This window comes from Salmonella sp. SJTUF14076 (genome assembly GCF_015534835.1).
Taxonomy (GTDB): Bacteria; Pseudomonadota; Gammaproteobacteria; order Enterobacterales; family Enterobacteriaceae; genus Salmonella; species Salmonella enterica.
Genome location: NZ_CP064674.1, coordinates 2,364,419 through 2,387,889, shown reverse-complemented (window position 1 = coordinate 2,387,889; position 23,471 = coordinate 2,364,419). Strand labels below are relative to the sequence as shown.

Here is a 23,471-nt window from a genome sequence, read left to right as displayed (position 1 = left end):
TTCAATAGTATTTCTAACACTATCGTAAACATTCCCTGGGGTTCCCTATGACGATTCGCTTTGCCGATAAAGCAGACTGCGCCGCGATTACCGAAATCTATAACCATGCGGTATTACATACTGCGGCCATCTGGAACGATCGGACGGTCGATACGGATAATCGCCTTGCCTGGTATGAGGCCCGTCAATTACTGGGCTATCCGGTGCTGGTAAGCGAAGAAAATGGCGTGGTGACTGGCTATGCATCATTTGGCGACTGGCGCAGTTTTGACGGTTTTCGCTATACCGTCGAGCACTCGGTTTATGTTCATCCGGCGCACCAGGGGAAAGGACTGGGGCGAAAACTGCTCAGCAGACTGATCGATGAAGCCCGACGCTGCGGCAAGCATGTGATGGTGGCCGGTATTGAGTCACAGAATGCCGCCTCGATACGCCTGCATCATTCGCTGGGATTTACCGTCACCGCGCAAATGCCGCAGGTCGGCGTAAAATTTGGCCGTTGGTTAGATCTTACGTTTATGCAGCTCCAGCTTGATGAACACGCCGCTCCGGACGCCTGCTGATGAACCAGTCGCTGACGCTTATTTTTTTGATCGCCGCCGGCGTCGGGCTGGTGGTACAAAACAGTATTATGGTGCGTATTACGCAGACATCATCGACGATTCTGATCGCTATGCTGTTGAACTCGCTGGTAGGGATCGTTTTATTTGTGACGATATTGTGGTTTAAGCAAGGCGCTACGGGCTTCGGCGAGCTGGTCGCCAGCGTTCGCTGGTGGACATTGATCCCCGGTCTGCTGGGGTCATTTTTTGTATTTGCCAGCATTAGCGGGTATCAGAACGTTGGCGCCGCGACGACTATCGCGGTACTGGTCGCCAGCCAGTTAATCGGCGGACTGGCGCTGGATATCGCGCGTAGCCACGGCGTCACGTTACGCGCAATGGTCGGGCCGGCGTTTGGCGCGCTGTTGCTGGTCATTGGCGCATGGCTGATTGCGAAGCGCCAGTTTTAATGGGTTACAGGATCGTGCCGCCTTTGGTGAGCTGCTCGCGGCGCGCGTCCCGATCTTCTTGATATTGCCTGCCGTGATGCGCGATAGCCGTGCGTAAACGCTGCTGCTGCACATAACGATCTTCGCGACGTAATTCAGCGTCATCGCTCAAGGCAATCAGCAATTCATTCATATGGGCAATTACGCTCTCCGCGATGGCGGCATCCACGCGGGCGCTCACTTCCTCCAGGTGCGACATAAGCTCTCCTACTCTTTATTCTGTAACAGCATGATTCGCCTATTATACGCGTTATTGTCGCCCGATGCGGTCATTCGCCGCCGCCACCCTGATTTAACTTACGTCAAGTGGAAACACGGGGCTTAATAGACCGAGAATTCGCGCCTTTTTGCCTTTCTTCCGCCGTTTGCTTGCGTATAGACCCCGTAAAGTAGACGCGTGAAGAAGTCTAAGGGATAACAACGTGGCAAAATCTCTCTTGCGCAGCGGCAATCTGGATGATTATCAGGCCGTGGGCGGCGGCGGTCAGGCCGTATTTGAATCAGCATTGCAAATTCGCGAAACGCTTCGTCTGCGTAAACAGCAGGCGATGGTTGACTGTCTGGCGATTCCGCAACTTAACGATAATGGCGATCGGGTTGACTGGTATTCGCCGATTGAAGGTCAGGCGATAGCGTGGAAAGCGGCTGACGAAGAGACACGTTCTCGGGCTTTACGTTATTTAGCCAGCACTTTTGAAAGCGCGGCTGCACTCAGTCGCAAAAGTCTGCAATCCGGTAAAACAGCGCTCCAGCTATTTGGTTCGCTACTTGAGAAGGCGACGCAATTTCCCGGCGAAAATCATGTTTTCCTGGTTAACGGCAAACCGGTTATCACCTTCTGGGGATTCGTTAATCTCAACGAAAATACACGCGATGATGTGCTGGACTGCCTGCGGGTAACCGAGGCAATCCCCGATATCCCTCTGGTCGAGCCGGAGCCGCAGCCCGAAGAAAAGCCGCTGGTAGAGGCGGCGTTTAGTCAGGCGGATGAACCTTTGTTAACGTCTGTCATTGAGCCGCCGAAAATGCCGGAGGAACCTGCTGCGCCGCCCGTTATCGTTAGCGAGCCGAAGCCTGCCGCACCTATCCCGGTTGCTGAGGCGAAAAGAGCTCGCCGTCTACCGCTGTGGAGCTTACCTGTCGCTGCCGTGGTTATCGCCGCCGTCGCCACGCCTTTTTTCTGGCCATCTTCATCCGTTGACGGGGCCTCTCCTGTTCGCGCCGCGCCTGTCGCTACCGCGAAAACTGATGTTACCCCAATGCCTGAACTCACCGCGCATTTGCCGCTGCATCGCGCTGAGGTGACGCCCGCCCCCAAAGCGGCGCCGCTGCCGGAAGCGCCTGTTATCATTGCCGCTATCCCCAAAGACGCGCTGGTGATGGACAGTACGCAGATGAAGCTTGGAACCACGCGCTTTTTAAACGGTAGCTGGCGGGTCAGCGTGGATGTCAAAGATCCGATTACCGGCAAGCCGCCCTCTCTGCGTTATCAGATCCAAAATAACAAAGGTATCGCGCGCGTAGTACATGGCGATAACGTGGTTTGTCGGGCGGAAATTTTCTCTGGTCTGCATCAAACGGGCGAGCTGATGATTAAAAGTCGCGGCAATGCGCGCTGCACCGACGGTTCACGTTATCCGATGCCGGAAATTACCTGTAAAGCAGGCGTCAATGACGTCGCAACCTGTACCGCCCGTTATGGCGACCACGCGGCAATTCCGTTGACGTTTAAAAAGATAGGTGCCTGATTTTATGTTGGTCAATCTGTGTGATTACAAACAGAGCGTCACGCTCATTGCAAACAGCGGCGTCCAGTTTCTTGATTTTGGCTTAACGCCGCAAGAGTCGGCCCACTACGGACGTTTTGTGCGCAAAACGGCAAACGGCCCGCTACTGCGCCTCGATTTTGATCTGACCAGCGGGCGCTACACGTTGCCAGGACGTGCTGGCGGCCAACCCGAAGTCGTGAAACCGGAAAGCACTCAGACGCTGCACTATTCTCTGGATGTACTCGACGGGATCTGGCTCCCCCTGCCGTTCCTGCGTTTTAATCCGCCGCGTACCTTTATTGACGGGCCGGATAACTGGGCGCGCATTCAGGTACGTAAACTCAGCGAGCCAGATAGCGCCGGAAACACACACCGCATCACCCTCGCCTTCGACAGTCAACTGGCCAAAAATATGCCTGCGGCGTTGGCGCCTTGCGAAAACGATCTGCTCAATGGCACACGTTTTGCGCTCGCCTGGCGCGATGAAGAAGTTGCCGATTTTCTTGACCAGACATGGATTGACGGCTGGCTGCGCGAGTCGTTTCTTCAGTATGCCTCACAGGTGGAAAACCGTTCGGAACAGGCCATTCAGCAAGCACTGCGTAGTTTTGAGTATCAGGCGCACTGGTTGAATTTACTGACGCTGTTAGGCGAACAGCTTACGGTGCCGGAAGTGAAGTTTGTGACACATACGTTAAGCACGCCCGCAATCCCGGTCGATCTGATTCTGGATGTCGGCAATACGCATACCTGCGGCGTCTTGATCGAGGATCATGGCGATGCGAATGACGGGTTACGCCAGACGGCAGAGCTTCAGGTGCGTTCTTTAAGCGAGCCGCAGTATCTGAACGATCCTTTATTTACCAGCCGGGTAGAATTCTCAGAAGCGCGCTTTGGCAAGCAACACTTTTCTGTCGAAAGCGGACGAGACGACGCCTTTGTCTGGCCTTCCATTGTGCGTGTGGGCGACGAGGCTCGCGCCCTTGCTATGCAGCGTGTGGGCACCGAAGGCAGCAGCGGTATCTCCAGCCCGCGCCGCTACCTGTGGGATGAAACCCCCGCCTTGCAGGACTGGCGCTTTAGCCAGATCCACGGTAAAACGCAGCGCGAACCGCTTGCCACCGCGTTTCCGCTGATGAATCTGATGAACGACGACGGACAGCCGTTATTCCGCCTGCCGCATGAAGAAAGGTTACCGGTTTTTTCGCCGCAATACAGTCGTAGCACCTTGATGACGCATATGTTGTGCGAAATTCTGGCTCAGGCGCTGGGGCAAATTAACAGCGTCGCCACCCGGCTGCGGCTCGGCTTTCCCGCCTCGCCGCGCCAGCTACGCACCCTGATTTTAACGCTGCCTTCCGCCATGCCGAAACAGGAGCGAGAAATTTTCCGCCAGCGAATGTTTGAAGCGCTGGCGCTGGTCTGGAAAGCCATGGGCTGGCATCCGCAGGATGAGGATTTCACCACGCCTAAGCAGCGTGAAAAAAGCGTGGTGCCGGTACCAGAAATACAGATGGAATGGGACGAAGCAAGTTGCGGCCAACTGGTATGGCTTTATAACGAAGCCATTTCGCATTACGCCGGGCGTACCGAATCCTTTTTTAATGCGCTCGCCAGACCGGATCGCCAGCCTGAACCCGGCCTCGTCCCCGGACGCGCGTTGCGCGTGGCATCGATTGATATCGGCGGCGGCACGACGGATATGGCGATCGTTCACTATCAGTTAGATGACGGCGTGGGGGCCAATGTAAAAATTACGCCTCATCTCCTGTTTCGCGAAGGTTTTAAAGTCGCCGGGGACGATCTGCTATTGGATATCATTCAGCGTTGCGTACTCCCTTCCCTGCAAACGGCGTTGCAACGGGCAGGCGTTACGGATGCCGCCGCCCTGCTGGCGACCTTATTTGGCGATTCGGGGCGAATTGATACTCAGGCCATTTTGCGCCAGCAAACGGCGCTGCAATTATTTATGCCGCTGGGCCACGCGGTACTTTCCGCCTGGGAGCAAAGCGACATTAACGATCCGTTTGCCGGTTTACATGCGACATTTGGCGATCTGCTGATCCGCCGCCCAACGAGCAACGTGATGAACTATATCCAGCAGGCGATCGATCATGCCTTACCGTCTGGTTCGCCGACATTTGATATATTCAATGTGCCGTTGCAAATCCAGTTTAGCCAGCTTCAGGAGGCTCTGCTGGCCGGTCAGTTTACGCTGACAACGCCGCTTCATGCGGTCTGCGAAGCGATATCCCACTATCACTGCGATATCTTGCTGGTGACGGGGAGACCGACCTGTTTACCCGGCGTACAGGCGCTCATCCGGCACTTACAACCGGTGCCGGTTAATCGCATTGTGTGGATGGATAAGTATCAGGTACATGAATGGTATCCCTTCAGTCAACAAGGGCGTATCGGCAATCCAAAATCCACTGCCGCGGTGGGCGCGATGTTATGCAGCCTGGCGCTGGACTTACGTCTGCCGCGTTTCAATTTTAAAGCGGCTGATATCGGCGCGTATTCGACTGTGCGTTATCTCGGCGTACTGGATAATACCGTTAATACGCTTCGCGATGAGAATATCTGGTATCACGAGATCGATTTGGATAAACCCGGCGCAACGCTGGACGCACGCCTGCATTTTCCGCTACGCGGCAACGTGACGTTGGGTTTCCGTCAACTGGCGAACAGTCGCTGGCCGGCAACCCCACTCTATTGCCTGAGCATTAATTCCGCCGAACTGGCGAAAACCATCGCTGGCGACGGCGTACTGAATGTGCGACTGAAATTACGCGGCAGTAGCAAAGATAGCGCCCCGGAATCGTTCATATTAAGTGATGCCTGGCTCCAGGACGGGACGCCGGTCGCCGCCGATGCGCTGACATTAAAATTGAATACGCTGGCTGACCGTCGCCACAGCGGCAGCCACTACTGGATAGATAGCGGGAGTGTATACCTGAAATGACAAAACCGTTAAACGCCACCCAGGCTATTATCGAGTGGGTTAACAACACGCGCCGTTACGCAACGCGGCTGGATGATGAAGCCGACGCTCTGCTGGCGCAACTTACGCTTGCCGCAGCGGATGAGTCAGCGCTCAACGCCGCCTGCGCATCACATGGCTGCGTCGGTCTGTACGGGTATGCGCAATCCGCAAAAGCGCATCTGTTAACGACGCTATGCGGTAACGAGAATGGCAAGCTGGAAATTATCACGCCGGACCGTGACTATGATTATTTCAGCCACATCAACCCGGGTCATGCGCCAGCGAATATGGCTATTCGCTTTACGCGCGACATTTTTTCAAACGAGAGCGGCTGGCCGTTGCGCCTGCGCTTGATCAGTGAAGCCGAACTGGTGCAGATCTTTATTGCCTGGACCAGCTCGTCCCCCGTTTGTCGCCAGGTCGAAAAATCCATTATCACATCACGCCTGGAGAAATGGCAATCGCTTCGCCAACCGCAGCCCGTCCCCGGCGTTACCGCTGAAGAGGTAGCGACCATCGCGAGTTTCTGGCGCTCTTGTCTTCCATCCGCCAGACAACATATTGATGATGCGACATGGCAACACTTTGCCTCGCTCTTGCCTGCGCTGGATCTCACGACACGGGCGCACGCCTGGGCATTACTGTGGGGAGAGCAGCCGGAGATCACCCAGCAATGGCTGGCGCTGGCGCATATGTTGCAACAAACCGGCCATGCCGGGGAACTGGCGGCGCCGCTCAGCCTGCTGGTCGATCATTTTGGCTTACCGGCGGAAAACTTCCTGACGCAAATGGCGCTAACCGCCAGCGATACGCAAAGCGATGTGGTGGTGCATCCGGTTAAGGAAGGCCGACTGCTCAATGCGGTCAGCCTTTCGCTTGATTCTCTGGCGCTGCTTACCCGCGAACTGGTGCTAACCGTTGAAAATAGCGTACTGGATAACGTTGATTTACTGGATATTCCGGTCGCGCCAGACAGTCATCCTCATCCGTTATGGCGGGCGAAATTAGGCTGGATGCTGGCCCATTACCGTCAGCAGATACAGCCCGATGTTCTGGTGATTTGCAATGCTCTGGCATCTCGCTCACAAACGTCCACCGCCGCCCGTCACTTACTGGAGTGGGTTAACGCCACGCAGCCGCAGCATGAATCAGCGTTACCCGGCGTCGTCTGGGCTATTACTCCACAGGATGCCCGTTTTGCCACCCAGCAAAATCTGGATGAGGCCGTCCAGCAGTTGATGGGTAAACCTGGCGTGCATTGGGGAACGTTGCAGGCGCTGGATAAACACAGTATGCAGCGTTTGGTGGAGTGGTTATCGCAGGCGACATCGGCACCACAGCGACAGGCGCGCTTACAGGCGTTACGCGAACAACTACGAGGCCGCGTGCGCGATCTGTTACCGATGTTTGATGACGCGCGGCTACCGGTTGAAACCGTGATCCGGTGTCTTCAGGCCCAGGCCGCCAGACATGGCGACCTGCTGGCCGGGCTGTTACCGCCAGTACAGAATTTCGAAGCGTTGCTGCGCACCCGACAGTCGCGAGAAGAACAGGTCAGCGGTTTATTTAATGACGCGATCGATCTCTTTGCCGACGAACCAACGCGCGCTTCAGCGTCAGAAGGTCACGAAACAGGCTACCAGGCGCACAAAATGTGGATCAATCATCTGCGCCAGTGGGCCCACTGCCGGGATAATGCGCAGCGTCTGGGACTAGAACCGCAGATGCTCAACGCCGTGGCGGAGATTTTAATTACCGCCAGCTATCGCCTCGGTTTACCTCAGCAGTTACAGAAAACCATGCAGCGCGAGGAGGTGAGCGGCGCGCAGCTTCATGCCATCATTGGCAACTTCATCGCCTGGCTCGGCTACGCAAATATCGAGGAGGCCCAACGCCCGGCCAGCCGCGTTCAGAAAGGCGCAGCCATTTTCGCCGCAACACCGCGTTCGACAATGTTACGTCTAACAAAGCTTGACGAACAGCCCGTTCACGCCGCCAGCCGCTATGTCTATGACTGGCTTGTTGCGCTGTATACCCTGGCCAATGAGAACGCAGGATATCGGCATCCGCAGGACGTTACCGACGTAGACAGAGCGCAATTAATTGCCCTGATAGCCTGACCTGGCGGAAAAACCATGCCCGGTAACATGTATCTGGCTTCTTGAGGTCAGAAAAGCGAAAACAGCAATGCGACGGGGAAACTTATCGGCCATGTCGCGCCAACCAAAAAGGCGCTCAGGAAACGAATTCGTTTTTTGTCATGAGTCAAAAACCAGGTGATCAGGGATGATATCACCGCCATGACGGCGTAAAAAATTAATATCTTTTGAAAGAGGGTCATATCAGGCATCCGCGCCAACCAGAGGAAAAAACGCGCGCAATATGCTCTTTTTATTTGACACACATCAAGGTTTATCAGCCTTGACAGCAAAACGTTCTCAATGCACGGCTCCGCTCACAGAATATCCTGTTTACGTATTATTGCGGATCTCGCCAACCCGTACTATACCCATAGGGGTTATGATGAAAGGTGGCGAAAATGAATGTTTCCAGTAAAACCGTCGTGCTGATTAATGTCTTTGCTGCTGCAGGACTTTTGGGTCTGATCTCGTTGAGATTCGGCTGGTTTGCTTGAGGTGTTCAACCTTTGAGTACTTGCTGCGCATGTTGGCGGGGAGGTCCCCCTCTCCGCCGACACCCGCCTATTTTTTCACGATTTTTCTGAACAGTAAATGATCCTTAATGCTTAACCATGATGTGGCGGACAAGGGTGTAGTCTTCCAGACCATACAATGACATATCTTTGCCGTATCCCGACTGTTTTTGCCCTCCATGCGGCATCTCGCTAACCAACATGAAATGGGTATTAATCCAGGTACAGCCATACTGCAATCTGGCGCTAAGCCGGTGCGCCCGCCCGACGTCCTGAGTCCAGACGGAGGATGCCAGACCATAGCGAGAATCGTTGGCCCACCTCAGAACCTGATCTTCATCATCAAAGACGGTTATACTGACCACCGGGCCGAAGACCTCGCGTTGCACGATGGCATCTTCCTGTCTGGCGTCTGCCAGCAACGTCGGAGCGAAATAGTAACCTTTACCTTCCGTTTGACTTCCACCAGTAATCACACGGATATGGCTGAGGGCCTTCGCCTCCTCTACTGCCGCTGTGACGCGCTTCAGGTGCGCCAGCGAACTTAACGGCCCCAGCTCTGTCGACTCATCCTCCGGCGCGCCCATTTTCAGGCTGCTCACCGCGTTCCCTAGCTTTTCGACCAGCGCATCATAGATACCGCGCTGCGCGTATATACGGCACGCAGCAGTACAATCCTGTCCGGCATTATAGAAACCAAAAGTCCGGACGCCCTGCGCCACCGCATCCAGATCGGCGTCATCAAAAACAACCACCGGGGCTTTACCACCGAGTTCCATATGCGTACGTTTTATCGCTGGCGCAGTATGGCGCAGAATATGTTCCCCGGTCGCGATAGAACCGGTTAAAGAGACCATGCGTACTTTTTCATGACCGGTCAATACATCGCCAACAGTCTGCCCTCGTCCGAACAGGACATTGAGCACCCCCGGCGGAAAGATATCCTTCGCCAGCGCGGCAAGTTTAAGCGCCGTCAGCGGCGTGATTTCAGAAGGCTTAATCACCACGCAGTTACCTGCCGCCAGCGCTGGCGCCAGCTTCCAGGCCGCCATCATGAGCGGATAATTCCACGGCGCGATAGAGGCAACCACGCCAATCGGATCCCGGCGGATCATCGACGTATGTCCTTCCAGATATTCGCCCGCCGCCAGCCCACTCAAACAACGGGCCGCGCCGGCAAAAAAGCAAAAGACATCCACGATTGCCGGAATTTCATCATTGATTACGCAGTGCAAAGGCTTACCGCAGTTTTGCGATTCAAGCCGGGCGAACTCAAGGGCGTTTTGCTCGATGCTGTCCGCCAGTTTTAACAGACATTCCGCCCGTGCTTTGGGTGTGGTCTGCCCCCATTCGGCAAACGCGCTATCGGCGGCCAGCACTGCGGCGTCAACCTGCGCGGGCGACGCTTCCGCAATCTCAAGTATGACCTCGCCTGTCGCCGGGTTATAAACAGACTGCCTTTCTCCCTCACCGTCCACCAGCACGCCATTAATCAGTAATTGATATTGCATAGCATTTTCCCATATCGTCATTAATCGATTTCCGGCGAACGGGCCGCCGCTTTCCTAAAAATAGACGGCGCGCCAGATGCTCACCCGGCACACTCGGGAAATTTAGTCAGGTTGTGAGCTGACACGCATTCCACCTCACACAAGGCTTTTAGCGCTCAGCATCTCGCGAATCAGGCTGCCAAGCTGTTTTACGGCCTGTTCTTCCCGTTCTCCCCAATGCCATGCGGTGTTAAAACGAAAGAAACGCGTCCAGGCGCCGGACGTTGAAAACATTTTCCCCGGCGCGATACTGATAAGGTGTTCAAGCGCTTTGGCGCTAAGTTCACCGGCATCAAGCTGCTCAGGTAGCTCCAGCCAAAGAAAATAACCGCTATCGTTATGGTGAATTTTTACTTCCGCCGGGAGATGGCGCAAAAGGGTTTGCCAGGCTTGCTGTTTACGTTCGGCAAGCTGCCTTCGCAATCGTCGCAGATGCGCGTCATATCGACGTGTCGAGAGATAATCCACTAACGCCAATTGCATGGGGGAACTGGTGGATAATGTGCTCATTAACTGCAAACGCTGAATTTGTCTGGCATGGCTTCCTCCCGCAACCCAGCCAATGCGAAAACCGGGAACCAGACATTTGGAAAAAGACGAACAATGCAACACGGTATCGTCGCGATCCCATGCTTTGGCAGGCAGAGGTTTCTCGCGGCCAAAGTAGAGTTCGCTATAAACATCGTCTTCAATTAGCGTCACGTTATGGTGCGTGAGTAACGCGACCAGCCGCGCTTTTTTCTCAGCACTCAGCGTGAATCCTAGCGGATTCTGGCTGTTGGTCATTAACCAGCACGCTTTCACCGGATATTCCTGTAACGCCTGTTCCAGCGCCATAAGATCGATACCTTCTTTAACATCGGTGGGTATCGACAACGCTTTCAGGCGCAATCGCTCCAGGGCCTGTAGCGCACCGTAGAAACAGGGGTTCTCCACCACCACCCAGTCTCCCGGCACCGTCACTGCCTGTAAACTAAGATTCAACGCTTCCAGCGCGCCGGCGGTAATGACAATCTCGTCAGGAGAAACGGTAATCCCCTGCTGCGCGTAACGGCGTGCTATCGCATAGCGCAATTCTGCATTACCTGGCGGCAAGTTTTCGATGACGCTCATTGCCGTCGCGGTTTTACTGACCTGCGCCAGCGAGCGGTTCAATTGCGGCAAGGGAAACAGACGCGGATCGGGAAACGCTGAAGCAAAAGGCACCACTGAGGTATCACGGCTGGCCTGCAGCATCTCAAAAATATAGGTATTGATATCTACGGCTTCATCCCGAATAACGTGCGCTGCCGTCGCGACTGACCGACAAACCGGATGCGGCGCGACATAATAACCGGATTGCGGACGAGCGATAATCCGTCCCTGACTTTCCAGCAACTGGTACGCATGACCGACAGTCATAAAACTCATGCCGCTACTGGCGACCTGCTCCCTCAGCGAGGGTAATCGATCGCCGGGTTGCCAAACGCCAGAGGCGATTTGTTCTCTAATTTGCTCCGCCAGACGTTGATATTTTTTCATTATTCGTTCTCATTGAGCGCTGCTTGCAGGTGGCAACCGCAGTGTATATCAGTTGTTAAAATTAACAACGATTTGCTAACTGTTATGGTGCTTTCCAACAGGCGTAATGATTAGATTTCGCAACAAAACGCCGTTTCAGGGTCTCTGCTTAACGGGAAAGTCAAACCAGGTGTTCGGGTATGGTTCATGAGTAAGAGAGAAGTGCCACCATTCAGTATCCAGTGGCGTAAAACCCGCATCACGCATCAATGTTTGTAATAACAACCTATTTGCGCGTTGCTGAGCGGTAAGTATGACATTATCGGGATGGGATAACGGACTAAAACAGTCAAAGCCGGTACCAAAATCCAGACTATTATCTGGCGAGCGTTGCGCCGCGGACGCAGTACAATTCACCAGTGGTCGTCCGGGATCGTATATTGGTATTTTACTGTCAAGTGGAACAATCGTTAGATCAAGCGTACTTCCCCGACTGTGGCCGGATCTGGCGGCAAGATAACCTTCCTCAAACAGACGATTTTTCTCTACCTGCGGATAAAATTCGTTTTTCATTTGGTTTTGAGAAGGATCTTTGGCCCACGCGATAAAGTCGTTCACTGCGCTTTGCGGACGGTAGCAATCATATATTTTTAAGGTAAGTCCGAAGGGGCGTAAACGATCGGCGACCTGCTTCACTGCGTTCGCGGCTGGTCGTGTTAACAGGCAAACAGGCGCGTTATAGCCTTTAATGGGGCGACCAATAAAGTTATGGGAAGTGAAGTATCGCATGTCTACCTGTACGTCGGGGGCGACCGTAGTAATATCGACAAAGTCTTTTGGCTGGTGGAGATCAATATGGTTTTCAGCTGATATTGCCTGAACGGACAACAGGCTGAACAGGAGGAAAGAAGATACGCATTTTACCATATGTTACACCTCGCGAGAGTCACAGGGGTGATTATGTATTTGAGCAGGTAAAGATTAGCGGACACCGCTTAAACAGATGGTTAAAATAAACATCATTCCCCCTGTAATCTGTGCCTTATCACAAACGGAGAGTTTATATTTTGCTTATACGACCACTGCGCCTCCTGTTCTATACCCAAAATAATTCGAGTTGCGTAAAGGCGGCAAGGGAGTGAGTCCCAGGAGCACAGATAACGATGTGTTTTCACAAAGGCGAGTCTACCTGACCAGAAAGGTCATTTGATAATCAATAGTACAGTTGTTGTCGCCTTCCATAACTAAATAAGATTGTTTCGCCAAAGATAAGACCACTATATAGTCAGGAAGGCAAATTAGAACGCTTCGATTGTCGGCGATAATGCCTCTGAAATTACGATTCACCGCAGTTGTTCAAACACATAGAATCCCCCTCGAACCGAGATAACTCGGTCTGCTGGTCATAGCCATTATTCAGTAAGAACGCAGGTTGCAACGGCGGATCACGGGCGTGAAGAAAAATCCTGTGCCCCAAACTTTTTGGACAAGCGCTGAACCTGCCGTATACTTTTACTTAACGTACACTCCGCCATAAAAATAAACCCTGCGATGATACCGTAATGCCACAGGCATAACTTAAGGATATGCCATAAATCAAGCGAAGCATGATTTAACTTCTCGGTGATTACGATAGTCTGTACAAATATTATGGGGTGAAATAATAAGACGCCTAACAAAAATATCCCTGCCACAATCATGGCAAGTAACTGAAAAAAAGCCCATCCGATAACGAAACGGTAAAGTAACAGCAATAATAGCCTTCCACATTTTCTTAGCCATTCTGACTGCATAATGCCCCAGGATGCTGTCTTTCCGTGAATTTCACCATCTGATTTCTTCATTTTGAGCCTCCTCGCAGATTTTTATAATTTTATCGCCCAACAGGAAATAAAGCCGTCAGCTAATCGTTACAAAAAATATAATTAAGGCAAAAACTAAAGGGTAAGGTATTTATATCATAAGCACTATCAGTATTGGCCTTCTGCCCTACCGCTAAACATCTCATTGTTGTTAGCCTAATAATACTTTTAGTTTAACTTCTTATAAGACAATTTCTACACGGTTGAGCAACTATTTACTTTCTCTAAAAATAATATAGCGCGTAATTAATCATTACTCATAGTACATGATGATGTGAGAATTAAGAAAACCGTTTTACTTTCATTCGTTTTACCTGACATATTTCATGGTCAGGAGGCGTGGGCATGACTAAAGCTACGGGTCGATTTGAACAATTGGACAATTGAACAATAATGTTGACGGTTCAGGACAAAACAAAAATCAGGTGTTTCACCGATAGGCAAACCGATGGGCAACATGGGATAATATTTCGAATACCACCTATTCCAGTAATGAAGTATTATATAATCACTTGTGGTCTACATTATGCCAATTACTATCGGAAGAGGATTTTTAAAGAGTGAGATGTTTTCTCAAAGCGCCATCTCTCAACGCTCCTTCTTTACGTTACTATGGGAAAAGATTAAAGATTTTTTTTGTGACACGCAAAGATCCGCTGCCGATCAATATATAAAGGAATTATGTGATGTTGCCTCTCCGCCTGACGCGCAACGTTTATTTGATTTATTTTGCGCGTTATATGAATTATCATCACCGTCATGCAGAGGAAATTTCCATTTTCAGCACTATAAAGATGCTGAGTGTCAATATACAAATCTCTTTATTAAAGATGACGAAGATATTCCGTTATGCATTGTGATACGTCAGGATCACTACTATTATAATATAATGAATAGAACAGTGCTCTGTGTTGATACTCAGCCTGCCCACCTGAAAAGATATTCTGATATTACTATAAAAGCTAGCACTTATGTTTGTGAACCGCTATGTTGCTTGTTCCCTGAACGGTTACTACTCTCGCTATCCGGCGGTATAACATTTCCCGTTGACCTAAAAAATATAGAAGAGACGCTTATCGCCATGGCAGAAAAGGGTAATTTATGTGACTGGAAGGAACAGGAAAGAAAAGCCGCCATCTCCTCCAGGATTAATCTGGGCATCGCCCAGGCAGGTGTAACAGCTATTGACGACGCTATCAAAAATAAAATAGCCGCAAAGGTTATTGAGAATACTAACTTAACGAATGCAATATTTGAGCCAAATCATACACAAAGTTCAGTTACTCAACTAGTTTATTCATGTTTGTTTAAGAATGAGATATTAATGAATATGCTTGAGGAAAATTCCTCTCATGACCTGCTATGTTTAAACGATCTTGCTGAATATGTAGCGCTACAAGTTCATAACAGCCTTTTTTCCGAAGATTTATCTTCACTCGTTGAAACAACAAAAAATGAGGCTCATCACCAGAGTTGACCACACCATAAATTATTATGGCTTACAATCCCCTGGCAATACCAAAACCATCTAATACAATACCTTTAAAATTTACTTCCAGGAAATAATGAATTTCGCATGGAACGAATTGGCTCGTTATTTTTATAATTGAGATACTGAGTATAAGTATATTTTCTCATACAACTTATCGCACTTATTGACAAACCGTTTTCGCTAATTTGAAGTGTTGAATAATAACTCAAAGAAATTATTGGCATCATAGCCTCACGACGTAACTGGAAGGTGGCATGATGTTTACAAAAACGTTATCAGTAGTTTTACTGACCTGTGCGCTGTTTTCAGGCCAGTTACTGGCGAAACAGCAAGACCACGCATTCGTATGGTTTGCGACGGGAGGGCACCAGCTCAGACACGAAGCCGACAGCGATGAATTACGGGCGGCAGCGGAAGAATCAGCGGAAGGCTTGCGCGAGCACCACAACTGGCAGAAATCGCGCAAACCAGAGAGCTATTTTCGTTAATTAAACGCCCCTGCGCTTCGGCAGCGTTTTCATCAGCGCTTCAGGGCTCACTGAAGCGACAACGCTGCCGGGCTGGGGCATTTTTAAGATGTGGTTTTTAATTTTGCCAATGACATGCATTTCGCAAGGGCGGCAGTCGAATTTTAGCGTCAGTACCTCATCGCCATGCACCAACTGCATCGGCGTGGCTTTCCAGCTCTTAATATTTCCTTTCGCCTGCTTAGGACAAAGGTTGAACGCAAAACGCAGGCAGTGTTTGGTGATCATGACCGGTACCTCGCCCTTCTCCTGATGCGCCTCATAGGCCGCATCAATCAATTGTACGCCGTAACGGTGATAAAATTCCCGCGCTTTGTGGTTGTAGACATTAGCGAGAAAGCTGAGATGCGTTTGCGGATAGACGGGCGCAGGCTGCGCCACGGGTTTCCGACGACCTCGTTGATAATGGGCCAGCCGCGCCGCGTCAAGCATATCAATCGCCTCCCGACGGAACTGATTGAGCAGGCTATTTGGCACGAACAACGCCGCCGGTAATGTCACCTGCATATCACGCGCGTAGTAAGGCGTCTGTCCCAGCTTCGCCAGTCCGGCTGTTAGGTTATTCAACGCTTTTTCAGAGTTGTTGGCTTCCTCAAATACCCCATCAAGCGTATGCGTGATGCAGACACCGTCTTCACTGGTCAGCGTCAGAATAAGCTGTTCCTGCCAGCCGCCCAGCATGATATCAACCGCCACACGGCGCTCACTGGAGGTTTTTGTCAGCGCTTGCTGCCAGTTATGATCCAGATTACGATTCAACGGATGATGCAGACGGACTTTATGCAGGTCGGCAGGCATATCATTTGGCCAAACGCGGTAGCGGTTATGACCGGTTTTCTCCACCGTATTGGCGCGAAAACCTACCACTTCACGCTTAATCAACACGTTCAGACCATCGCCATTCGCCAACGGCTCCGTCGCTTCTACGTCGAGATAATCCTTCGCCACATTCAGCACCTCGCCTACCGGCAAGCCAATAAATTTTGGTGAATCAAATGCGCCAATATCGCCTTTACGCGCGTTAACAAAATAGTCGGTGCTGCCGCGATGGAAGGTTTTCTCCGTGGAGGGAACAAAAAAGTGCTCGGTCCGACCAACCGACGCACGCGCCAGATCGCCTCGTTGCTCGATAATCGCGTCCAGCATCTGACGATAATGCGCGGTGATGTTTTTGACATAGCTCATGTCTTTATAGCGCCCTTCAATCTTGAAGGAACGTACGCCTGCATCGATCAACGCGCCGAGGTTAGCCGTTTGATCGTTATCTTTCATCGATAGCAAATGTTTTTCGTAAGAGACCACCCGCCCCTGATCGTCTTTTAACGTATACGGTAAGCGACAGGCTTGCGAACAGTCACCCCGATTGGCGCTGCGCCCGGTTTGCGCATGAGAGATATAACACTGCCCAGAATAAGCGACACACAGCGCGCCATGAATGAAGAACTCAATCGTGGCGTCAGTAGCCTGATGAATAGCCGCTATCTGACTCAAATTAAGCTCGCGCGCCAGTACAATCTGTGAAAAACCGACATCGGCAAGAAACTTCGCTTTTTCCACGCTGCGAATATCACACTGTGTACTGGCGTGAAGCTCAATCGGCGGGATATCCAGTTCCAGAATGCCCATATCCTGCACAATCAGCGCATCCACCCCGGTGTTGTACAAATCGGTGATTAACCGCTGCGCGGGCTCCAGCTCATCATCATGCAGGATAGTATTCAGCGTGACAAAAATCCTGGCGCCGTAACGGTGAGCAAACGGGACCAGATCGGCGATATCGCGCAGACTGTTACTGGCGTTATGACGTGCGCCAAAACCGGGTCCGCCGATGTAGACGGCATCTGCGCCATGCAAAATCGCTTCGCGAGCAATTGCGGCGTCACGGGCCGGACTTAACAATTCGAGATAGTGAGGTTGCTGGCGCATACAGTCGTTCTTATCCAATAGCAGCGAAATGGCGGCTATTGTAGTCAGAAGCGCAAACTAACGAAATAGTTTTCCCGCTTAATCACGTGGGTAATGGATCAGCGAGTGAAAATGAACCGTCTGGTCACTACTGTTGCGATAGGTATGCGCCGTATCACCGGCAAAACGCAAACCTTTACCGGCGTCTATGGTTTGCCATACCCCACCAGTACACATGTCCAGCCGACCCTGAATCACCACCACATGTTCGATAACGCCGGCTTTATGCGGCGCTGATTCGCTGCACGCGCCAGGCGCCAGCAACAGGGAAAAATAGTCAAAACAGAGTTCAGGGTCCCACGGAAACAGCGGTGTAATTACCATCGCTTGCTGCTGGGGATCGAAGGTTGGCGGAAATTCGGCCTGCGGAGGCGAAATAAACATTGAGAATGGAACGTTCAGGCCCGTCGCAATTTTCCACAGTGTTGCGACTGTCGGGCTGGATTCATTACGCTCTATCTGCCCTAACATGGCTTTTGAGACGCCGGAGATCTCCGCCAGACGCGATAAACTCCAGCCTCGCTGATGGCGTAACATTCTTAACGTGGTCGCCAGATAGTGTGTCAGGTTATCCATTTTCCCCCCCTGTAAGACCATAGCGTATCACTTGTACGCTATAACGCACAATGCTACATTGACTGACCGTTATAACGCACAAGAGGCGATCATGCGTCTGTTATCACTGCCGTTACCTACTGTATTATCTGGTCTGGTCGCCGTTCTGGTCGGCTATGCAAGTTCCGCCGCCATTATCTGGCAGGCGGCGCTTGCCGCTGGCGCAACACCCGCAGAGATCGCCGGCTGGATGACCGCCCTCGGTATAGCCATGGGCATAAGCACACTAACGTTAACCTTGTGGTATCGTGCGCCGGTTTTAACCGCCTGGTCAACGCCTGGCGCCGCCCTGTTGGTGACAGGGCTTCAGGGATTATCGTTGCCAGACGCCGTGGGCATATTCATTGTCGCCAATGCCCTGATTGTGCTGTGCGGCGTCACGGGATTGTTTGCGCGTTTGATGCGGATAATCCCCCATTCTCTTGCCGCCGCAATGCTGGCGGGAATACTGCTACGCTTCGGCCTGCAGGCGTTTGGGACGCTCAACGGAGAGTTTGTCATGTGCGGCGGTATGCTATTGGCGTGGCTACTCTTTAAAGTATTCGCGCCCCGCTATGCCGTTATTGCTGCCATGGTGATGGGAATAACGGTGGCGCTCATCCAGGGTAAGGTGGCGATGAGCGGTATTCATTTCGCGCCGGTGTGGCCCACCTTCGTTCCCCCCCACTTTTCATTCGCTCAAAGCCTGAGCGTCGCGGTACCGCTCTTCCTGGTGACGATGGCATCGCAAAACGCCCCCGGCGTCGCCACAATGAAGGCATCTGGCTATCAGCTTCCTGTCTCTCCGTTAATGATTTTTACCGGATTACTGGCGCTGCTGCTTTCGCCGTTTGGCGTTTATTCTATCTGCATTGCCGCCATTACAGCCGCCATTTGTCAAAGCCCGGACGCGCACCCCGATCCAACGCGTCGCTGGTTAGCGGCCGCCGCCGCAGGCGTTTTTTATTTACTTGCCGGGTGGTTTGGCGGTTCGATAACCGAGCTGATGGTCGCCCTGCCGGTTAGCTGGGTGCAAATGCTGGCTGGTCTGGCACTGTTAAGTACGATTAGCGGTAGTCTGTATCAGGCGCTTACTCACGAAAGTGAGCGTGACGCGGCAGTTATCGCATTTCTCGTCACCGCCAGCGGGCTAACGCTGATGGGCATCGGATCGGCATTCTGGGGGTTGATCGCTGGTGGGATAGGCTACGCAGTATTAACGAGAACGCGCCGCCCATCGTTGTCTGGCTGATGGCGGCCGCTAATCTGCCGGGGTTTGCGCCATCTTGCGATGGCGCCGCAGAATTATTTTTTGTTAGTGTCAAACATAGAGGTATCCGTCGCCATATCATCCACAACCTGTTTCAACGTCTCAAACGCCATTGGCGTACTGGAATTACTCAGGTCTTTACCTTCGCCCTGGCGCACTACCTTGACGACCGGCTTGTTGGTCGCGGCATCTATCAGCTCACCCTCAAAATAGAGGTGGGTATCCATGGTCCGGTGGCCCGTCGCCATTTGCGTGCCCGCCACAATCAGCGCTACAGGGATCACCTCATAGAATTGCAGCCCTTCTTTGCTGGTATCCACGCCCGTAATCGCCCCGCGGAAAATCAAACTGCGCGGCCCTGCCGTCGTGACCAGCGGTTTGCGCTGTTCAATTGCTGATTTTACTTTAGTGTTCGTATAAGCCAGCAGTTTATCAAGAACTTGCTGTCCGACCTGGGTCGTTGGTTTGGGGACGGGATAGTATGTTATCGGATTGTAAACAATACTGTCATAGTTAGAGTCATTGAAATGTGGATCTACCCAGCGCAACACCGGTTTTCCCGTGGCGGAGGTAGTTTCCTGCAGGTCCGAATAATTTTTTAAGAATCCAGAATACTTATCCGGCTGTGTGACTTTGGACGCACAGCCGGATAACGCCAGCAAGCCAGTAAGCACTGCAACTTTAAATAAAGTATGAGTACGCATGAAACGATCCCTTTAGTCTTCGCAATGATGCAAAGGAAATAATAGCAAAACGAAATCATTCTGGATGCACTAAAAATGGTAACGACAGCACAATTTGAACGCGGCGCCCGACAAAAAAATGCCGAACGCAGCGAGACTTACAGAACTTGCATCGCTCAGGCCGTTTTTCTCGCCAGCATCGTAGCAAAGCGCAATTTGATACGGTTGCCGTTTTCGTCCGTGCGGTGAAGCTCGCCGACATCTTCGTTGTATTTCAGCATGTCCCATCCTTCGTAATAGCGGCGTAATTCGCCTTCTTTAAAAGCGAACGGGAATCCCACCGTACAGGGAAAGTCCGGCGTATCCATTGCCGCAACAATCAAATTATACCCGCCGGGTTTTGTGCAGCGTTGCATATTGGCAATTAAACCGGGAATGGTTTGCGCCTCAAGAAACATCATAACCACCGTCGAGAGAATAAAATCGTACTCGCCGTCAAAGGTCAATGTATTCAGATCGACAAGGTCGGTTTGCAGATTATCCAGCCCTTCTGCCGCTTTAATACGCTCAAGGTTAGCCATACTGGCCGGATTTTTATCCCACGCGGTAACGTCATAACCGTTCGCGGCCAGATACAGACTATTACGGCCATTGCCACATCCCAAATCCAGCGTTCGGCCCGGCGCGACAACCTTTGCCGCCGCCAGCACATCCGAATGCGTGCGGGTTAAACCGTATTTCTCAGTAAAGTAATTTTCGTCACGAACGGTCATTTTTTTCCTCCGTTTTCAACAGTGCAGCGCGCTCAGTGCGAATAAGCAACGTCCCCTGCACCAGCAATAGAAATGTACGAACCAGCAATAAGGCGATAATAGCGTTAGTGAAAATAAACAGCGGGACGGCCAGAATATGGAAAAACCCTGATTCACTACCGTGACCAAGATGTAACCCCGTGGTCGCCAGCGCGGAAACGCCGAACGAAAAACTCCAGAAGGAAGCATTAAACGGTTGTGATAAATACCAGGGCATTAATCGCAGCATAAATAAAAGCTGTAACAGACCGTAGCCGAATAGCATTTTCGCCAGCGTGTCGCCCTCCCCGCCATTGACGCTCAGCCAGGCGCTACAGGCGACCAGCGCGGGCGCCAGTTGGATACCCAGCGACGTACGCAGCACCGCCGGTAATTCGCCGCAGCTACGCAGTCGCTGCAAAATAACCGGTTCCAGACTTAACCACGAAAAGACGCCTGCGCCTAAAAACACCAGTCCGGCATCATTGTAACCGAGCGCTCCACAGGCCATAGCGCTGATAAAATTATTCGCTACCGTGGGCAGATAAAGTCCCGGGGTGGTCGCTTCTTCCGGATGCGCTCCGCGCCAAAGACCCGCCGTCTGCCAGGCGGCATACGCCAGTTGTATGACGACCCCCACGCTGAATAGCGCAACGGCCAACGGGCGATACCAGGGAACGAAACCGATCGCGACCAGCATCGTGGTGGCGGGAAACAGGCTGACAAAACTGCTCATTACCGGATGTCGCACTTCAGCCATCACGCTATGGGGAAAGCGCACCAGACGGCTAAGGAACGCCAGGGTCAAGAGTGCCCAAATAATCATCGCCAGGATCACCATGATGTCGCCGGGCCAGTGGCTTATTGCCCATATCTGGCTGGCATAACGCCAGGCGAATCCCATACCAATAGTGCCAAGGACGATGCCAAAATAGCCCGCAGGCAGATTGAGCACGCGATCGCTCTGCTTGTGATTACGCATTTTGTTTAATTTATAAAGTATATTTGAAATGCATTTTATGGAATTTCTGGTTGTTTCGCCAGTACCTTTGCTACGGTTATCTTAATCGTTCACACGGAATTTCCCTATGACCAAATATCGACTGAGTGAAGAACTTCGTGCTTTTACTTATCAGGTAGACGGTGAGAAGAAAAGCGTCTTATTACGACAAGTTATTGCCGTAACGGATTTTAACGATGTTAAAGCCGGAACCTCCGGCGGCTGGGTTGATGCCGATAATGTGCTGTCACAACAGGGGGATTGCTGGATTTATGATGAAAACGCGATGGCCTTTGCGGGCACGGAAATTACGGGGAACGCGCGTATCACGCAGCCGTGCACGCTCTACAATAACGTGCGAATAGGCGATAACGTCTGGATTGATCGCGCTGATATCAGCGATGGCGCGCAGATAAGTGACAACGTCACCATTCAGTCCTCTTCCGTGCGCGGAGAGTGTGCGATTTATGGCGATGCCCGCGTGTTAAACCAGTCAGAAATTCTCGCCGTTCAGGGACTAACGCATGAACATGCGCAGATTTTACAAATTTACGATCGCGCCACCGTGAACCATTCGCGGATTGTCCATCAGGTACAGCTTTATGGCGACGCCACTATCACTCACGCTTTTATTGAGCACCGGGCGGAGGTCTTTGATTTCGCGCTCATTGAAGGCAACAAAGACAATAATGTCTGGATCTGTGACTGCGCCAAAGTCTATGGCCATGCGCGGGTTATCGCCGGTACAGAGGAAGATGCGATCCCTACCCTTCGCTACAGCTCGCAGGTAGCGGAACATGCGTTAATCGAAGGCAACTGTGTGTTAAAACATCATGTGCTGGTAGGCGGACATGCTGAGGTACGCGGAGGCCCGATTTTACTGGACGACCGCGTGCTGATTGAAGGCCATGCCTGTATACAGGGCGAAATTCTGATTGAGCGCCAGGTCGAGATTAGCGGACGGGCGGCGGTGATAGCCTTTGACGGCAATACTATTCACCTGCGCGGCCCAAAAGTGATCAATGGCGAGGATCGTATTACGCGTACCCCCTTAGTCGGTTCCCTTTAATCCGCATCAATAATGCGGGCATACATATTAACGTCGTGATAGTCGCCGTTAAGATACTCCGCCTGCTTCATACAGCCTTCCAGCGTAAAATGGTTGCGCCGTGCGACTGCGTTACTGGCCTGATTATCAACGCGGCATTTAATGACGAAGCGCCGAATATCGCCGCGCCGGGCATAATGTGTCATCAGCGCCTGTAATGATTGCGACATTATCCCTTGCCCCTGAAGGGACTCATCCAGCCAGTAACCGATATAGGCGGCTTTGTTTATCGGTTCGATGGCATTAAATGAGAGTACGCCCGCCATCTCATCCTGGCAGAAAATCAGGTACATTTTGGCGTAACCACGCTGGTGCAACAGCATATTACCCTGCACATGCTTACGCGTTTCCTCCTGCGACGTGACATATTGCGGCCAGTCGAGCGACTGTTGTAGCCACGCTTTGTTTTTGAGTACCAGTTGGTGCAGCGCCGGAACATGACTTTCATCTGCCGCTCGCAGTTCCAGCGTCGTGCTAACAGGAATAATTTCCACCATCGCGTTGCCCTTCTTCGTTGTTGGTCGTAATCACATAAATAGCCTGGTTTACCGATAACCCGCAGGTGATATGAGCGTTTTTATTGTATCGCCATCACATTATTTTTTATTGGCCATATTTAGCGTATTTCCGCGTGACACATTTCACACTTATCCAACCATTCTCCGCCTAT

At 51.8% G+C, this 23,471-nt stretch carries 22 protein-coding genes and 1 pseudogene; 10 read left to right on the top strand and 13 right to left on the bottom strand.

The window, feature by feature from the left end:
- The first annotated feature begins 47 nt into the window (after window positions 1-47).
- Entirely contained in the window at window positions 48-563 is a 516-nt protein-coding gene (mddA, locus tag HU143_RS11635) for an L-methionine sulfoximine/L-methionine sulfone acetyltransferase (RefSeq protein WP_000155373.1), read from the top strand.
- Window positions 563-1,012, top strand: coding sequence for a DMT family transporter (locus HU143_RS11630; RefSeq protein ID WP_001076571.1), 450 nt, complete (start codon window positions 563-565; stop codon window positions 1,010-1,012). Before mddA ends, HU143_RS11630 begins: the two co-directional genes overlap by 1 nt.
- Window positions 1,013-1,016: 4 nt before the next feature.
- Here HU143_RS11630 and HU143_RS11625 read toward each other — a convergent pair whose 3' ends face one another.
- Window positions 1,017-1,250 (bottom strand): YdcY family protein, encoded by a 234-nt coding sequence (locus HU143_RS11625; protein WP_000018720.1) that lies wholly within the window; start codon window positions 1,248-1,250, stop codon window positions 1,017-1,019.
- Window positions 1,251-1,473: 223 nt separating this feature from the next.
- Between HU143_RS11625 and srfA the strand changes: the two genes are divergently transcribed.
- From srfA to srfC, 3 genes are read left to right on the top strand one after another with little or no spacing between them, the layout of a single operon-like run.
- Window positions 1,474-2,799, top strand: coding sequence for a virulence-associated effector SrfA (gene srfA / locus HU143_RS11620; protein WP_023227520.1), 1,326 nt, complete (start codon window positions 1,474-1,476; stop codon window positions 2,797-2,799).
- 4 nt (window positions 2,800-2,803) lie between these two features.
- The gene (locus HU143_RS11615; protein ID WP_023227521.1) at window positions 2,804-5,785 is read left to right on the top strand and encodes a virulence factor SrfB; all 2,982 of its coding nucleotides are present in this window, start codon (window positions 2,804-2,806) and stop codon (window positions 5,783-5,785) included.
- Complete coding sequence (gene srfC / locus HU143_RS11610; protein ID WP_023227522.1) at window positions 5,782-7,926, top strand: virulence-associated effector SrfC; 2,145 nt, start codon at window positions 5,782-5,784, stop codon at window positions 7,924-7,926. Before HU143_RS11615 ends, srfC begins: the two co-directional genes overlap by 4 nt.
- 47 nt (window positions 7,927-7,973) lie before the next feature.
- Here srfC and HU143_RS11605 read toward each other — a convergent pair whose 3' ends face one another.
- Window positions 7,974-8,147, bottom strand: coding sequence for a GhoT/OrtT family toxin (locus tag HU143_RS11605; RefSeq protein WP_000171943.1), 174 nt, complete (start codon window positions 8,145-8,147; stop codon window positions 7,974-7,976).
- A 198-nt stretch (window positions 8,148-8,345) separates the two neighbouring features.
- On the opposite strand from HU143_RS11605, the gene yncL reads away from it, so the two are divergent.
- Window positions 8,346-8,441, top strand: a complete 96-nt coding sequence (yncL, locus tag HU143_RS11600) for a stress response membrane protein YncL (RefSeq protein ID WP_001103198.1) — start codon at window positions 8,346-8,348, stop codon at window positions 8,439-8,441.
- A gap of 104 nt (window positions 8,442-8,545) precedes the next feature.
- Here the strand turns inward: yncL and patD are convergent, their stop codons facing one another.
- The 5 genes and pseudogenes from patD to HU143_RS11575 form a co-directional block, all read right to left on the bottom strand.
- On the bottom strand, window positions 8,546-9,991 hold the full coding sequence (gene patD / locus HU143_RS11595; RefSeq protein WP_024148215.1) for an aminobutyraldehyde dehydrogenase: 1,446 nt from the start codon (window positions 9,989-9,991) through the stop codon (window positions 8,546-8,548).
- Between the two features lie 114 nt (window positions 9,992-10,105).
- Window positions 10,106-11,530 (bottom strand): GntR family transcriptional regulator YdcR, encoded by a 1,425-nt coding sequence (gene ycdR / locus HU143_RS11590; RefSeq protein WP_000760698.1) that lies wholly within the window; start codon window positions 11,528-11,530, stop codon window positions 10,106-10,108.
- 135 nt (window positions 11,531-11,665) lie between these two features.
- The gene (locus HU143_RS11585) at window positions 11,666-12,436 is read right to left on the bottom strand and encodes a M15 family metallopeptidase (RefSeq protein WP_023227526.1); all 771 of its coding nucleotides are present in this window, start codon (window positions 12,434-12,436) and stop codon (window positions 11,666-11,668) included.
- A 258-nt stretch (window positions 12,437-12,694) separates the two neighbouring features.
- Window positions 12,695-12,922, bottom strand: a pseudogene (locus tag HU143_RS11580) (hypothetical protein).
- A 32-nt stretch (window positions 12,923-12,954) separates the two neighbouring features.
- A complete protein-coding gene (locus HU143_RS11575; protein WP_023227527.1) occupies window positions 12,955-13,353 on the bottom strand; it encodes a hypothetical protein in 399 nt (132 codons plus the stop codon).
- A gap of 544 nt (window positions 13,354-13,897) precedes the next feature.
- Here HU143_RS11575 and sifB point away from each other — a divergent pair.
- Both sifB and HU143_RS11565 read left to right on the top strand, forming a co-directional pair.
- Window positions 13,898-14,848, top strand: a complete 951-nt coding sequence (sifB, locus tag HU143_RS11570) for an SPI-2 type III secretion system effector SifB (RefSeq protein ID WP_023227528.1) — start codon at window positions 13,898-13,900, stop codon at window positions 14,846-14,848.
- A 272-nt stretch (window positions 14,849-15,120) separates the two neighbouring features.
- Window positions 15,121-15,351: a YncJ family protein gene (locus HU143_RS11565; protein ID WP_001537894.1), complete on the top strand. Its 231-nt coding sequence runs from the start codon at window positions 15,121-15,123 to the stop codon at window positions 15,349-15,351.
- On the opposite strand, the gene HU143_RS11560 is transcribed toward HU143_RS11565, so the two are convergent.
- Both HU143_RS11560 and HU143_RS11555 read right to left on the bottom strand, forming a co-directional pair.
- Complete coding sequence (locus HU143_RS11560; protein ID WP_023227529.1) at window positions 15,352-17,316, bottom strand: peptidase U32 family protein; 1,965 nt, start codon at window positions 17,314-17,316, stop codon at window positions 15,352-15,354.
- Window positions 17,317-17,394: 78 nt separating this feature from the next.
- Window positions 17,395-17,931: a helix-turn-helix domain-containing protein gene (locus HU143_RS11555; protein WP_000369536.1), complete on the bottom strand. Its 537-nt coding sequence runs from the start codon at window positions 17,929-17,931 to the stop codon at window positions 17,395-17,397.
- A gap of 91 nt (window positions 17,932-18,022) precedes the next feature.
- On the opposite strand from HU143_RS11555, the gene HU143_RS11550 reads away from it, so the two are divergent.
- A complete protein-coding gene (locus tag HU143_RS11550) occupies window positions 18,023-19,201 on the top strand; it encodes a benzoate/H(+) symporter BenE family transporter (RefSeq protein WP_023227530.1) in 1,179 nt (392 codons plus the stop codon).
- 53 nt (window positions 19,202-19,254) lie between these two features.
- On the opposite strand, the gene HU143_RS11545 is transcribed toward HU143_RS11550, so the two are convergent.
- From HU143_RS11545 to tehA, 3 genes are all read right to left on the bottom strand, one after another.
- A complete protein-coding gene (locus HU143_RS11545; protein ID WP_023227531.1) occupies window positions 19,255-19,923 on the bottom strand; it encodes a DUF3313 domain-containing protein in 669 nt (222 codons plus the stop codon).
- A 155-nt stretch (window positions 19,924-20,078) separates the two neighbouring features.
- Complete coding sequence (tehB, locus tag HU143_RS11540) at window positions 20,079-20,675, bottom strand: tellurite resistance methyltransferase TehB (protein WP_000218280.1); 597 nt, start codon at window positions 20,673-20,675, stop codon at window positions 20,079-20,081.
- A complete protein-coding gene (tehA, locus tag HU143_RS11535; RefSeq protein WP_023227532.1) occupies window positions 20,662-21,675 on the bottom strand; it encodes a dicarboxylate transporter/tellurite-resistance protein TehA in 1,014 nt (337 codons plus the stop codon). The genes tehB and tehA overlap by 14 nt, the downstream gene beginning before the upstream one ends.
- 106 nt (window positions 21,676-21,781) lie before the next feature.
- On the opposite strand from tehA, the gene ydcK reads away from it, so the two are divergent.
- Window positions 21,782-22,762 (top strand): YdcK family protein, encoded by a 981-nt coding sequence (gene ydcK / locus HU143_RS11530; protein WP_023227533.1) that lies wholly within the window; start codon window positions 21,782-21,784, stop codon window positions 22,760-22,762.
- Here the strand turns inward: ydcK and rimL are convergent.
- Window positions 22,759-23,298, bottom strand: a complete 540-nt coding sequence (gene rimL / locus HU143_RS11525; protein ID WP_000229308.1) for a 50S ribosomal protein L7/L12-serine acetyltransferase — start codon at window positions 23,296-23,298, stop codon at window positions 22,759-22,761. The genes ydcK and rimL overlap by 4 nt on opposite strands.
- Window positions 23,299-23,471 lie beyond the last annotated feature (173 nt).

Bases quoted from the DNA above. Each gene is read 5' to 3' on its own strand.
- mddA (WP_000155373.1), top strand. From the start codon at position 48: ATGACGATTCGCTTTGCCGATAAAGCAGACTGCGCCGCGATTACCGAA.
- HU143_RS11630 (WP_001076571.1), top strand. From the start codon at position 563: ATGAACCAGTCGCTGACGCTTATTTTTTTGATCGCCGCCGGCGTCGGG.
- HU143_RS11625 (WP_000018720.1), bottom strand. From the start codon at position 1,250: ATGTCGCACCTGGAGGAAGTGAGCGCCCGCGTGGATGCCGCCATCGCG.
- HU143_RS11615 (WP_023227521.1), top strand. From the start codon at position 2,804: ATGTTGGTCAATCTGTGTGATTACAAACAGAGCGTCACGCTCATTGCA.
- srfC (WP_023227522.1), top strand. From the start codon at position 5,782: ATGACAAAACCGTTAAACGCCACCCAGGCTATTATCGAGTGGGTTAAC.
- HU143_RS11605 (WP_000171943.1), bottom strand. From the start codon at position 8,147: ATGACCCTCTTTCAAAAGATATTAATTTTTTACGCCGTCATGGCGGTG.
- yncL (WP_001103198.1), top strand. From the start codon at position 8,346: ATGAATGTTTCCAGTAAAACCGTCGTGCTGATTAATGTCTTTGCTGCT.
- patD (WP_024148215.1), bottom strand. From the start codon at position 9,991: ATGACGATATGGGAAAATGCTATGCAATATCAATTACTGATTAATGGC.
- ycdR (WP_000760698.1), bottom strand. From the start codon at position 11,530: ATGAAAAAATATCAACGTCTGGCGGAGCAAATTAGAGAACAAATCGCC.
- HU143_RS11585 (WP_023227526.1), bottom strand. From the start codon at position 12,436: ATGGTAAAATGCGTATCTTCTTTCCTCCTGTTCAGCCTGTTGTCCGTT.
- HU143_RS11575 (WP_023227527.1), bottom strand. From the start codon at position 13,353: ATGAAGAAATCAGATGGTGAAATTCACGGAAAGACAGCATCCTGGGGC.
- sifB (WP_023227528.1), top strand. From the start codon at position 13,898: ATGCCAATTACTATCGGAAGAGGATTTTTAAAGAGTGAGATGTTTTCT.
- HU143_RS11565 (WP_001537894.1), top strand. From the start codon at position 15,121: ATGTTTACAAAAACGTTATCAGTAGTTTTACTGACCTGTGCGCTGTTT.
- HU143_RS11560 (WP_023227529.1), bottom strand. From the start codon at position 17,316: ATGCGCCAGCAACCTCACTATCTCGAATTGTTAAGTCCGGCCCGTGAC.
- HU143_RS11555 (WP_000369536.1), bottom strand. From the start codon at position 17,931: ATGGATAACCTGACACACTATCTGGCGACCACGTTAAGAATGTTACGC.
- HU143_RS11550 (WP_023227530.1), top strand. From the start codon at position 18,023: ATGCGTCTGTTATCACTGCCGTTACCTACTGTATTATCTGGTCTGGTC.
- HU143_RS11545 (WP_023227531.1), bottom strand. From the start codon at position 19,923: ATGCGTACTCATACTTTATTTAAAGTTGCAGTGCTTACTGGCTTGCTG.
- tehB (WP_000218280.1), bottom strand. From the start codon at position 20,675: ATGACCGTTCGTGACGAAAATTACTTTACTGAGAAATACGGTTTAACC.
- tehA (WP_023227532.1), bottom strand. From the start codon at position 21,675: ATGCGTAATCACAAGCAGAGCGATCGCGTGCTCAATCTGCCTGCGGGC.
- ydcK (WP_023227533.1), top strand. From the start codon at position 21,782: ATGACCAAATATCGACTGAGTGAAGAACTTCGTGCTTTTACTTATCAG.
- rimL (WP_000229308.1), bottom strand. From the start codon at position 23,298: ATGGTGGAAATTATTCCTGTTAGCACGACGCTGGAACTGCGAGCGGCA.